Raw genomic sequence first — 12242 nt, 5'->3', positions numbered from 1 at the left:
TTTTTATCAGTGTTGACAGATAAAAAGAGGTTCAGACACAAAAACAGGCTGCGGAGAATACTTTCTCCACAGCCTGAGCAACGTATATACGTTGCCTTTTTTATTTGTATTTCAACCAGTAGTGTCAAAAAATCTCTGGGGGTAGATCATAATGTCAAAGTTTAATCATTCTTCTCAAGGAAGCCGTCAAACATATACAAAAGAGGGCGGAAACGCTTATAAAATGTATGATAAAGATAAATTAGTTACGATGGTATTAACATCTTTCTTTAATGAGCCAAAATTTTATGGTGACAACAGCGAAGAATTAGTTACTACTGCAAAACAAGTCATGGGCAGAGAGCCTCAATTTGTTGCAAGTTTAGCAGTGTATGCACGTGAAGTGTTCTACATGCGTTCTGTTACACATGTATTAGCAGTGGAACTCGCAAATCACCCTGAAGGTCGGAAATATGCTCGTCAAACGATTTCTCGCATTGCACAGCGACCTGATGATGTAACAGAAATGATGGCATATCAATTAGGTGTATATGGTCGGAAAAATCCAATTCCAAACTCTTTGAAAAAAGGGCTCGCAGATGCTTTTGCTGCATTTGATGAATATCAATTAGCAAAATACAATCGGACAGGAAAAGACGTTACATTGAAAGATGTATTCCGTTTAGTCAGTCCATCTGCAAAAGAAGGAACAGAACGTTATACACTTTATAAACGTTTATTAGAAAATACACTACAAGTACCATATACATGGGAAACAGAACTTTCTCAAAAAGGAAACAAAAAAGAAGTATGGGAAGAATTAATCGATAGCGGTAAAGTCGGTTATATGGCCTTACTTCGTAATCTTCGCAATATCGTAAATTCAGGTGCAGAAAATGTTGATACAGTGTATAACATTCTTCGCGATCCTGAGAGAGTAAAAAAATCAAAACAATTACCATTTCGCTTTTTCTCAGCCTATCGCGTCGTGCAGGAAAAATTACCACAAGCAGGAAGCAAATTATTAGATGTATTGAATGACGCAATTGAAGCATCTGTTAGAAACATGCCAAGACTATCAGGTAAAACATTTATGACAGCAGATATCTCAGGCTCTATGACATGTTATCCTGTTTCGAAAGATGGGACCGTTAAATGTGCAGATATTGCTACACTTATGATGGCAATGGCACACTCCTTCTGTGATAATTCGATTACATCTGTATTCGCAACTGATTTCAAAGTGATAAATGTTTCTACTCGCTCTGGCATTTTAGAGAACATGAACACATTTTTATCAGAAGTTAATGAACACGGATATGGAACAAACTTATATCTTTCTATCCAATATTTATTAGATAACAAAATCAAAGTTGACCGCATCCTTGTCTTCTCTGATGAGCAAGTGTACGGAGATGAATGTGAAGAAAATTCTTCACAAATTCTTCTTGAAACATATCGTCGTGAAATCAATCCTGATGTTTGGGTTCACTCTTTCAATTTAAATAGTTACGGTAATCAACAATTTGTAGGAGAGAAAACAAATTTAATTGGTGGTTGGAGTGAAAAATGCTTGGACTTCATCCGTTATGCCGAAGAAGGAACAGGTTCTCTTATCTCAGCTATTGAAAATTATCAATAAGTAATGTACAGTATCTTCAAAACTTTGATTGGCTCCGAGCTTTTCAAAGTTTTTTTATTTGAGTTTTAAAAGTAGAATCTGTTATCCGAGAGGGCTACATAAATGGCATTTTAGTATCCTGAGCCCTATTTTAAAATTATGGGGGAAAAGTGGATGTTACTATAATTTGTATAGAGGGGAGTCATTATGGAAAACCCAGGTGTAATGTCTTTATGGATAGGAAATTTTAGAACGAAACAAAATTTAAAAGAATATGTTGAAATAAAGTTTGATGAAGTTGGAGATAGAATCCCATCTCAGTTTATGAGAGATTTTCACCTTGATTTTATTGAGTATAATCAAGATTTATTAGAAAGCACCTTTATAGAGGACTCCACTACATTTTTGGCCTTGCTTTTAAGTGGTTCCTCTTACGAAGTGGACATTTTACCACAATTTGTTGAACATTTCGGAGAGGAATTACCAGAAGGCTATAATTCTGCTATCAGATTGTATGATTTTGAGTATGATGAAGAGATAGATGAAGCTAATTTCGAAAGTGGAAATTTAATTTATATGGGATCAGTTGTATACGAGGAATGGAATGAATAAAGATGTTATACGTTCACTATAACGTGGCTCTTTTTCTAGTAATGAATTGCAGCTCAAATTTAAAAAATGAAAGATTTAAGAAAGGCAATATTTGATGTTAAATGTGTAGATTCTAAAAGCACATAATGCATTATTGATATATCAAATAGACTATAACACATGTATTAGAAGAGTAGATTAGAGGGCGGTATTTCATCATTGTCAGAAGGGCTAAGATTACAGTAGGAGTGTGTCATTTATGGAAAAGCAAGGAACGGTTTCAATATGGTTAGGGAATATTAAAACACAAAACCAGTTAGAGAAATACGTCGATTTAACATACGATGAAGATGGAGAGTCTATACCTTCTAAATTTTTTGTGGATTTCAATATTGATAGGAATGAAATAGATGAAGATTTTATTGAAAAAGAAGTATTAGAAGAAGAGAGTGATAATATCTCTGTTTTGCTAGAGGGGTGTTCATATGATGAAATTATACTACCTAAAATTAGAGAATATGTTAACTTAAACAAATCATATAATGCTATTATTTTAATTTATAATTTCGAGTACTCAAATCTAGTTAATTCTTCTAAGGATTTTGATTATATTACTTCTACTAGTTATCTACAGTAGTAATCTCTAGATTAAAATTAGAATAAACCGCTGAAAAGAGAAGAAAGTATAAACTAGGGAGTTGATTGAATTGAGTATGGAAAAAGAAATGGATAGGTTATATAGAGAGATAGCCGAAACAGTTAACGAAATGATTCCGGTTTAGCTAAATAAAAGACAGAAAAATAATAGGCTGTTGGAAGTATCTACTTATGATGTTTGTATTAACATGAGAATAGCTGAATACGAAAAACTCCAACTTGCTAAAAGAAAGTTGGAGTTTTTCCTTTTAAACATGTTCATCAGCTTGATCCAGCAAATTCGCCAATATCGTGCTATTCTCTTGATCGGCATCGTACTGCACAATGTCGTCATACTCAAACAGTTCGAAGTCTTCACCAAATTCTCGTTCCATGAAGTTGACAAATTCCCCCATGTTTTCTCCTCTTTCTTGATTACGTCGAAATTCCATCATAATCGCTCTAAATCGGTGGGGTGGAACCTCGCATTTAATGTGATACGATTTGTTGATGCCAAACGAATCTTTTGCATCGTATAAGATGTATGTATACAAGAAGGAATCAGCTCCTTTTTTATGTGGTGTGTATAGTGTTCCATAGTTAGACAAAGTTCATCCATCAGATAATTTTCTTGTGAAAAAATAATAATGATGCCCAGCGTATGATGAATCCCCTGTGTTTATGATTCACTATACAACTATACAAATATGTAATTTTGCATATTTGTATAGTGAATCATATTTTACATACTATTACTTCATTATTTTACAAACATTTTTAAATTGATCATTCGAAAGAAATTTAATAAAGTTTATTTGATAAAAACTATATTAAAATACTTTCACCTCTGATTTTTCAGATTTAATAATGTATAAACTATGTTTAGCTTAGTATCCCTATGCTAGATTAGATGTTTACACTCAAAATACATAAATGTTTTAATGGAAATGGCAATCATATATATCCATTTGGGGTTTTGGCATACCTACTATGCAGAATACAACATGACATGCCCCGCTTTCTCCTTCTGTGGCAGGATGAGATACCAGATGCTCTCTCGGTATAACTTTTACGGATAGGAATAAGTAAATTTTAGAAGCTAATAGGAATTTATATTGTATTAATTTTATGAAGCGATATAAGGGCGCAATTGGTGGTTTGTATGACCATCAAAATGGATTGAAATGAAAGGACTGATTGATATGAGTAGAAGAAAGAATCGTGGGTTACAAAAACCAATGAAAGTATTGATGACATCTGCTGTTTTGACAACGACATTATTTACATCTATCAATGTAAATAGTTTGAATGTTCATGCTGAAACAGCGCAAACCCAGACGCAATATGAAGTGAGGACGTTTGAACTTCCAAGTACAGGACATTATATAGGTGAAGCAAAAAGAGAAAGAAGAAGTGAGCAACGAAACTATGTGCCAACAGGAATTTATGTAAAACCGAATGAACAAGTCACAATTGAAGTATCGGGACTATCAGGATTAGACATGCTTAACGCAACTATTGGGACAAATGAATATGATAAAGAAGGGGGAAAATCATTTCGTCTTTCTCCGGGTTCTAATACCATCTCCTCTCCAAACGGTGGTTTATTAGGGTTTGATAACTCGGCAGAGAAAGGAACAGTTAAGGCGAAAGTAACACAAGGCGGGAGCCCTGTTCCATTCTTTGAATTAGGGAAGCATACGAAAGCAGACTGGATTGCGATGATGGACAAGTATCCAGATGCGCATGCCGTTCAATTAAAGTCAAAGAAAGCAGTACTTACTGTTACTCGTGATAGTGCGAAGAAATATATTGTGGATCAAGATCCTGTTCCTCTATTAAAAAAATATGATGACATGATTCTAGTACAAGATAGATTCTCAGGGCTATCTGAAACAAGTTCGAATCCGTTACATCGTTCGACTCGCCGCCTTTGGGCTTTTGTAGAAAATCCTAACAACCCACCGGGCATGTACATGTATGCAGGTCAGGATGGGGTCGTATTTACTACTGCTTATGACGCAATTAACAGTGCTTTAAATGTAAATGAATTTGGATGGGGACAAATGCATGAAGCAGGGCATACAAGACAACAATACCCTTGGACGTGGGATGGAGTAGTTGAAGTCAATGTTAATATATACTCTTTAGCTGCACAAAAACAATTATTCCCAGGTCAACCAACACGTTTAGAAAAAGAAGGGGATTATGACAGAGCCTTTCAATACTTAAAACAAACAAATAAAGAATATGAAAATATTAATGACCCGTTTGTGAAAGTTGTTATGTTTTGGCAACTTCATTTAGCATATGGGGAAGATTTTTATCCAAATCTTCATAAACTATATCGAGAGTTACCAAAAGACAAACTTCCAGCAACGAATGAAGATAAAATACAAGCCTTTATTTACAATACATCGAAAGTAGCGAGACAAAATGTACTTCCATTCTTTGATCAATGGGGACTAAAAGCATCACAAGAAACAAGAAAAAAAATAGAGGCTTTGAACTATCCAACATTAACTGCCCCTATATGGGAAGCGACGGATGCAAAGCCTGTTAAACCAACGGCTGCGTATGGTCCGAGAAAATAGTAGTTGGCAGCATTAGAAGGAGACTATCTTTTATAGATAGCCTCTTTTTTTGTGTCAGGATTTGTTGGAAGGTCTTTATTTCGTGTCGAAGCGCTGACATCGTCTTATAGTATGAGAAGGTTCATCGGCTTAATCTACATCGCACTGTACAATGTAACAGTTTAGTACGGAGATTTTGAAAACAGATATTTTCCGACCTAGGAGGTTCTGCAATAGGAACAGGAAATGCGCAAGGGACGAAGTGTTTTTGATTGTTGTATGACAAGAAGAATAAAACTCCTTTCTTATGAAACATATTACAACTATATGAAATGGGACTTTTTTTGCTTATATTTTTGCCCATTCTTGTTTAAGCAAACTCTCGGTCGTATATCATTCCATAGTTAATCCCGCTATTTTGGGGCAGTAAGCCCCTACCTAAAGCGTATTGGTGGTTTTCATCGTAAAAGAGTCACTACTATGCCATAAATTGATAATCCAATGAAAGTTGGAATACCGACAATAACAATTTGCTTTACATTTTCATACGCCTTCGGTTCTACAAGCGGCAAGTCTTTTTCATCCGTTTGACGATACTGTTCTCGCTCCATATTATCCCACCTTTATGATTGTACGATAATATATTCAAACAAGGCGGTTTATGCTAATTTAACTGAATTTAAAATAAATGTTGAATATTCAGTTTATTTGTATTATTATTAGTTTATTATCGGATGACAGTGATTAGCCTCCCTGCAAGCCCGAATATTGCTCTGTTAAATTTCATAGTGAATAATTGGCTTCTTTCCACTTGAACTTCCTTAGCAGGAAGACGAGCCATCGGGATAGAGACAGTAAAATTCAGTGTAATTCTTTACATTGTTTTTCTGGCTCTTTTTATTTTTCTATAAATGGTTTTTTGGAAAGCGTTATCAATACGTATAGGTTGGTGATCTTTTTGGCTAAAGAAAAAAATGAATTGCAAAAAGACTTGAAAACCAGGCATATAACAATGATTTCAATTGGCGGGGTTATCGGAGCTGGATTATTTGTAGGGAGCGGAACGATTATTCAATCAACGGGACCAGCAGCGATTTTGTCCTATATTATTGGGGCTTTAATGGTTGTACTTGTGATGCGGATGTTAGGGGAGATGGCTGCGGTTAATCCAGATAGCGGTTCGTTTGCAACGTATGCTCATAAGGCGATTGGGCCGTGGGCGGGGTATACAATCGGTTGGTTATATTGGTTTAACTGGGTCATTATTATCGCAATTGAAGCGGTATTGTTAGGGGCGATGCTCAATAATTGGTTCCCTTCTATACCAGCGTGGATCGCTAGTCTTTTTATGATTATTTTGATGACGATTACGAATATTTATTCTGTAAAGCTGTACGGAGAGTTTGAGTATTGGTTAGCGTTTATTAAAGTTGCGGCGATTCTTATCTTTTTAGGGTTAGGAATTGCGATGATTTTTGGACTTGTCTCTGGCGTGGACAGGCCTAGCTTTTCGACAATCGCTGAAAACGGTGGCTTTTTTCCGAAAGGGATTGTTCCTGTATTGCTGAGTGTTGTATTTATTTCCTTTTCTTTATCAGGGAGTGAAGTAGCGGCTATTGCGGCGGGAGAATCTGAAAATCCAGAGAAGAATGTCATTAAAGCCATTAATAGTGTTGTTTGGCGCCTTATGTTGTTCTTTGTAGGCTCTGTAACAATTTTGGTCATTTTTATGCCGTGGAATAATGCGGAATTATTGAAGCTTCCTTATGCAAGTTTATTCCGGATGGCGGGAGTTCCTGCTGCTGCAGAAATTATGAACGGTGTTGTGTTCCTGTCGTTGCTGTCGGTTTTAAATTCAGGATTATACACAAGTTCTCGCATGTTATTTTCGCTTTCGAAAAAGGGAGATGCACCTTTTATGTTTTCAAAGTTAAACAGCAGGGGTGCACCGATTTGGGCAATCGTGGCAAGTGTCATATTTGCATTCATTTGCGCGATGCTGAAGGTTATATCTCCTGATAAATTATTTGCCTTTCTAGCAAACAGCTCCGGCGGCGTTACGATGCTGATGTATATGTTTGTTGCGGTATCTCATATTCGTTTAAGAAGAGATGCGGAAAGAGAAAATTCAGGGAAATTAAAAGTGAAAATGTGGTTATTCCCTTACCTCACATACGCAACGCTTCTCATGATTGTTACGATATTCGTTTCGCAAGCCTTTATCGCGGATATGCGCATGCAATTTTATTTGACGATTTTAGCTACTGCTGTGGTAATCGTATCCTATTTTCTAAGAGTTAGAAAAAGACCAGTAGCCGTCAAGGAGGCAGGATTTCCAATTTTAAAAGGTTCGGAGATTGGTTTAGAGAAGGATTAAATCAAAAATAAAAAAGGGGTATGTTCGAATGTTAAAAGACAATATTGTAACTACAAAATCTGCAATTTTACACGAGAGAAGAAAAAATGCGGTGCCTGCAGGTCCGTATAATATTACGAATTTATATGTTCAATCAGCAAAAGGAGCCATGATTACGGATATAGATGGTAATGAATTAATCGATTTTGCAGGCGGGATTGGGATGCAAAATGTTGGGCATTGCCACCCAAAGGTAGTAAAAGCAATTCAAGAGCAAGTGGAATCTTCCATTCATACTTGTTTTCATGTAGCGCCGTATGAAAGTTACGTTGCGCTAGCTGAAAGATTGAATGAATTAACGCCAGGCGATTTTAAGAAAAAAACGATGTTTGCCAATAGCGGAGCGGAAGCGGTTGAAAATGCGGTGAAAATCGCGCGAAAAGCTACGGGGCGCAGCGCCATCGTTTCGTTTGAACGTGCTTATCACGGACGCACACTGATGACAATGTCTCTTACAAGTAAAGTAAAACCGTATAAACATGGATTTGGTCCGTTTGCGCCAGATGTATACAAGCTACCTTATCCATATTATTACCGCGCGGAAGATGGAATAACGACAGAGGAAGTGGATGGGCAAATTTTAGCGTATTTCGAACGTTTTATGTTAGAAGAAGTGGCAAGTGATGACATTGCGGCGATTATTTTGGAACCGCTTCAAGGGGAAGGCGGATTTATTGTCCCAAGTGCTGCGTTTATACAAGGAGTAAGAGATCTTTGTGATAAATATGGCATTGTCATGATTGCAGATGAAATTCAAACAGGCTTTGCGCGTACAGGAAACTTGTTCGCAATGGATCATTTTGGGGTAGTTCCTGATTTAATGACATTTTCAAAATCAATTGCTGCCGGTATGCCGCTTAGCGCAGTGACAGGAAAAGCGGAACTTATGGATGCGCCTGGCCCAGGACAACTTGGCGGCACGTTTTCAGGGAGCCCGGTTGCTTGCGCGGCAGCTCTAGCTGTTCTAGATGTTATTGAAGAAGAAAACTTAGTGAAACGTGCCCGTGTAATCGGCGACCGTATGATGGAAGTGTTCAATAGCTGGAAGGATAAATACGAATTAATTGGCGATGTGAGAGGTCTTGGGGCGATGACGGCTATGGAACTTGTCAAAGATCGAAATACGAAAGAGCCGGCAACAGAAGAAGTGAAAGCAATTATGCAGGAAACACACAATAAAGGTTTAATTACAATAAGTGCAGGCATTTACAGCAGTGTACTTCGTTTCTTACCGCCGCTTGTGATTACAGATGAACAGCTTGAAGAAGGACTCGCTATTCTTGAAGTGGCAATTGCTAGGGTATCTAGATAAAATTCCAGTTGGAGGTAGGGGAATGAAGTTTTTCAATTATATAAGTGGGCAATGGAAAGAGCCCTCTACTCAGCGATATTCAAAAAACTATAATCCGCATAATGGAGAAGTGTTAGGAGAATTTCCATTAAGCTCAGAAGAAGATACACAAGCAGCCATTGCCTCTGCGAAAGAAGCATTTCACAATTGGCAAAGGTTATCGTTTCAAGAGCGGGCAAGTTATTTATGGAAAGCAGCGGCAATTTTAAAAGAACGAGTGACGGAAATCGGTCAGGATTTGACGAGTGAAGAAGGAAAAACACTCGCTGAAGGAATCGGAGAGACGAAGCGAGCAATTAGCATTCTCGAATACTATGCAGGAGAAGCAAATCAGCCGATGGGAGAAATCATCCCCTCGGCCAATCCGAAAACGATGCTCTACAGTAAGCGGGTAGCGGTTGGGCCAGTAGGATTGATTACGCCGTGGAATTTCCCAATTGCCATTCCAGCATGGAAAATGGCGCCGGCACTCATTTACGGAAATACCGTTGTCATCAAACCGGCTGAAGTTACACCGAAGTCTGTATACCACCTCGTAAATGCTTTTCACGAAGCGGGGATTCCCGCCGGCGTTATCAATTGCGTCTTTGGAAAAGGTTCCGTAGTCGGAACGGAATTAACGGAAAACCCGGATATAAAAGCAATTTCTTTTACTGGTTAAAATAGTGTTGGAAAAACCATTCAACAAACAGCTACTGAAAGTGGTAAAAAGGTGCAATTAGAAATGGGCGGAAAAAATCCACTCGTTGTCTTAAAAGATGCTGATATTCATAAGGCAGTAGAGATTGCGATCAAAGGTGCATTTATGTCAACAGGACAAAAATGTACCGCAACAAGTAGAATTATCGTGGAAGCGGAAATCTATGAGGAATTTCGCAATCAACTTGTGCAGCGTACAAAATCTCTTACAGTTGGTAATCCGTTAGAACAGGATATATTTATGGGCCCATGTGCATCTGAAAACCAGCAGCAATCTGTTTTATCAATGATTGAAGCAGGTAAGAACGAGGCTTCACTGCTTTGCGGAGGCAACGTACCAACAGAAGATGAGTTACAACAAGGATGTTATGTGCTACCGACTATTTTTGAAGATGTACCTCACGATGCACGCATTGCGAAAAAAGAAATTTTCGGTCCTGTTATTTGTTTATTTAAAGTGAATAATTATAAGGAAGCGATTCACCTAGCGAACGATACAGAATATGGGCTAAGCGCATCGATCTGTACAAATAACTTAAGCCTTGCCCAGCAATTTATCGATGATATGGAAGTCGGAATGGTTCATGTAAACTCAGAAACAGCAGGAGCAGAACCGCAAGTTCCATTTGGCGGAATGAAACACTCCAGTGCTGGACCGCGCGAACAAGGAAAAGCAGCTGCAGAATTTTATACAAGAATCAAGACAGTATATGTAGACCAAGTATGATGACAACATAATAATGGAGGATGAACATGCGTAAAGGAACTTTTTTCATGGCAGGACACGCGAGACTTCCGAAAGGGATGGCTGTGCGCAGTGTCTATGAAACACTAACAATTACAATAGAGGCAGATCACAAATATCATGTAATTATCGAATCGTCATGTACCCTTGCGACAGGACACGGGCGGGACTTTATCTCGCAAATTTTAAGAGGATATAGTTTACAAGATGGTATCGAAGACATCATCGAAGAAATATCCTATCATTATCAAGGGAAAGCGCAAAATGCGATTATTAGCGCTTTAAAAGATTTGTACCGCCAATATACAAGTTATGTAAACGGCGAAAAACCGCCGGAGGAGTATGAGGAAATAGCTCCGTTAAAATAGTCTTTAAATATATGAAACTGTCGAGTTTATTGCACTTCGATTTCAGAAGAGCGTTCGTAAACGAGAGCCAGTTGTATTCCAGCTTATTTGCTAGGCGGAATATAACTGGCTCTTTTATTTTCATAAAATAAGGGGGCAGAAACATGTCAAAATCAAGTGAAGAAAAGCGTGTAGAGGAAAAAGGGAAATGTGTACAAACTACGAAATTATGTAAAATGTATAAAGCGTGTAGTCGTAATAAAATTAAGAGAAATAAATCTGTGTACAAATAATAAAGTCCTTTAACAAATAAAATAGTTATTTAAAAAGATGATATGAAATTAGGTATTCATATCATCTTTTTATGTTGTCTAGTATACTGAATGTAACTTTTTTGTTTTTGTATTATTTTGTAATTTATTGCAAAATAAGAGTGTATAATACATCCTCAAATGATAGAATTATTAACATATTGCAAAATGAAAGAGGTAAAAATCATGGAGACTTGTGCAGATGTTTTAATCGTTATCGATTTACAAAATGGCGTATGTTACAGTGGAGATCATTTATTTGATTTGCAAAATTTACTTACTAAAGTAAATAATAGAATTGCTTTATATAGAGAATTACATAAACCAATCATTTTTGTTCAACATTGTGATGAAGACTTAGTACCTGAAGAAGAACCATGGGCTATTCATGCCAATCTAGATGTTCAAGAGCAAGATTTTTTTGTAAGAAAAATACATGCAAATTCTTTTTACAAAACGAACTTAAAAAATCTTTTAGACCAATTAACTGTACAGCGTATTGAATTTTGTGGTGCCTAAACAGAATACTGTATGGATGCTACAATTAAATTTGCTCATGGATTGGGATACGAAAACTTCATGGTACAGAAAGCAACCTCTACTTTGAATAATCTATTTATGTCTGCAAAAGAGACTATTGATTTTTATGAAAATATATGGAACCATAGATTTTTAAAATTGATCGGAGATGAATCTTAGAATGAACGATTATATAAAAATCCTAAAACGAGGATTCATCAGTGAAAATTAAACAACTTTATTATTCCTAAAAAATTATAGAATGAAAGAAAAATTCACTTTTTAAGCATATTTAGTAACCATCTATCAGCATAACAAATAGATGGTTATTTTATTTCTACGAGTAATAAGCCTTCTCTACATCTGATTTTCACTTTCTGATTTGCACATAGTTGAATAAAAAACTGTCTAATATGATTGTACTTTAAGAGATTAAAGAACACTCGTAATTTGA

At 36.8% G+C, this 12242-nt stretch carries 10 protein-coding genes and 2 pseudogenes; 10 read left to right on the top strand and 2 right to left on the bottom strand.

The genetic code is table 11. The annotated features are described in order from the left end of the window. Positions 1-151: 151 nt before the first annotated feature. From PLX19_RS22390 to PLX19_RS22380, 3 genes are all read left to right on the top strand, one after another. A complete protein-coding gene (locus PLX19_RS22390; protein ID WP_272191057.1) occupies positions 152-1621 on the top strand; it encodes a TROVE domain-containing protein in 1470 nt (489 codons plus the stop codon). Between the two features lie 186 nt (positions 1622-1807). Then, complete coding sequence (locus tag PLX19_RS22385) at positions 1808-2212, top strand: immunity 22 family protein (protein WP_272191056.1); 405 nt, start codon at positions 1808-1810, stop codon at positions 2210-2212. Between the two features lie 238 nt (positions 2213-2450). Beyond that, the gene (locus PLX19_RS22380; protein WP_272191055.1) at positions 2451-2828 is read left to right on the top strand and encodes an immunity 22 family protein; all 378 of its coding nucleotides are present in this window, start codon (positions 2451-2453) and stop codon (positions 2826-2828) included. A gap of 268 nt (positions 2829-3096) precedes the next feature. Here the strand turns inward: PLX19_RS22380 and PLX19_RS22375 are convergent, their stop codons facing one another. Beyond that, the gene (locus tag PLX19_RS22375) at positions 3097-3381 is read right to left on the bottom strand and encodes a hypothetical protein (protein ID WP_272191054.1); all 285 of its coding nucleotides are present in this window, start codon (positions 3379-3381) and stop codon (positions 3097-3099) included. Between the two features lie 648 nt (positions 3382-4029). Between PLX19_RS22375 and PLX19_RS22370 the strand changes: the two genes are divergently transcribed. Next, entirely contained in the window at positions 4030-5421 is a 1392-nt protein-coding gene (locus PLX19_RS22370; protein WP_272191052.1) for a M60 family metallopeptidase, read from the top strand. Positions 5422-5858: 437 nt separating this feature from the next. Here PLX19_RS22370 and PLX19_RS22365 read toward each other — a convergent pair whose 3' ends face one another. Beyond that, positions 5859-6011: a hypothetical protein gene (locus PLX19_RS22365; RefSeq protein WP_272191051.1), complete on the bottom strand. Its 153-nt coding sequence runs from the start codon at positions 6009-6011 to the stop codon at positions 5859-5861. A 347-nt stretch (positions 6012-6358) separates the two neighbouring features. Here PLX19_RS22365 and PLX19_RS22360 point away from each other — a divergent pair, with 347 nt between their 5' ends. The 6 genes and pseudogenes from PLX19_RS22360 (at position 6359) to PLX19_RS22335 (ending at position 11968) form a co-directional block, all read left to right on the top strand. After that, positions 6359-7777 carry an amino acid permease gene (locus tag PLX19_RS22360; RefSeq protein WP_442869084.1) on the top strand — a complete coding sequence of 473 codons (1419 nt, stop codon included), beginning with the start codon at positions 6359-6361 and terminating at the stop codon, positions 7775-7777. A gap of 28 nt (positions 7778-7805) precedes the next feature. Next, positions 7806-9128, top strand: coding sequence for a 4-aminobutyrate--2-oxoglutarate transaminase (gene gabT / locus PLX19_RS22355; protein WP_272191050.1), 1323 nt, complete (start codon positions 7806-7808; stop codon positions 9126-9128). 22 nt (positions 9129-9150) lie between these two features. Beyond that, a pseudogene (locus tag PLX19_RS22350) lies at positions 9151-10593 on the top strand (aldehyde dehydrogenase family protein). A gap of 26 nt (positions 10594-10619) precedes the next feature. Then, complete coding sequence (locus PLX19_RS22345; protein ID WP_272191049.1) at positions 10620-10979, top strand: DUF3870 domain-containing protein; 360 nt, start codon at positions 10620-10622, stop codon at positions 10977-10979. A 143-nt stretch (positions 10980-11122) separates the two neighbouring features. Then, the gene (locus PLX19_RS22340; RefSeq protein WP_272191048.1) at positions 11123-11251 is read left to right on the top strand and encodes a hypothetical protein; all 129 of its coding nucleotides are present in this window, start codon (positions 11123-11125) and stop codon (positions 11249-11251) included. A 204-nt stretch (positions 11252-11455) separates the two neighbouring features. After that, a pseudogene (locus PLX19_RS22335) lies at positions 11456-11968 on the top strand (cysteine hydrolase family protein). Positions 11969-12242 lie beyond the last annotated feature (274 nt).

This window comes from Bacillus sp. BP-3, assembly GCF_028401955.1.
GTDB lineage: Bacteria > Bacillota > Bacilli > Bacillales > Bacillaceae_G > Bacillus_A.
The sequence above is the reverse complement of the archived record's forward strand: the minus strand, read 5'-3'. Positions and strand labels throughout refer to the sequence as shown.

What these genes read in the sequence shown, in the direction of transcription:
- PLX19_RS22390 (WP_272191057.1), top strand. Translation starts at nt 152, where the DNA reads ATGTCAAAGTTTAATCATTCTTCTCAAGGAAGCCGTCAAACATATACA.
- PLX19_RS22385 (WP_272191056.1), top strand. Translation starts at nt 1,808, where the DNA reads ATGGAAAACCCAGGTGTAATGTCTTTATGGATAGGAAATTTTAGAACG.
- PLX19_RS22380 (WP_272191055.1), top strand. Translation starts at nt 2,451, where the DNA reads ATGGAAAAGCAAGGAACGGTTTCAATATGGTTAGGGAATATTAAAACA.
- PLX19_RS22370 (WP_272191052.1), top strand. Translation starts at nt 4,030, where the DNA reads ATGAGTAGAAGAAAGAATCGTGGGTTACAAAAACCAATGAAAGTATTG.
- PLX19_RS22365 (WP_272191051.1), bottom strand. Translation starts at nt 6,011, where the DNA reads ATGGAGCGAGAACAGTATCGTCAAACGGATGAAAAAGACTTGCCGCTT.
- gabT (WP_272191050.1), top strand. Translation starts at nt 7,806, where the DNA reads ATGTTAAAAGACAATATTGTAACTACAAAATCTGCAATTTTACACGAG.
- PLX19_RS22345 (WP_272191049.1), top strand. Translation starts at nt 10,620, where the DNA reads ATGCGTAAAGGAACTTTTTTCATGGCAGGACACGCGAGACTTCCGAAA.
- PLX19_RS22340 (WP_272191048.1), top strand. Translation starts at nt 11,123, where the DNA reads ATGTCAAAATCAAGTGAAGAAAAGCGTGTAGAGGAAAAAGGGAAATGT.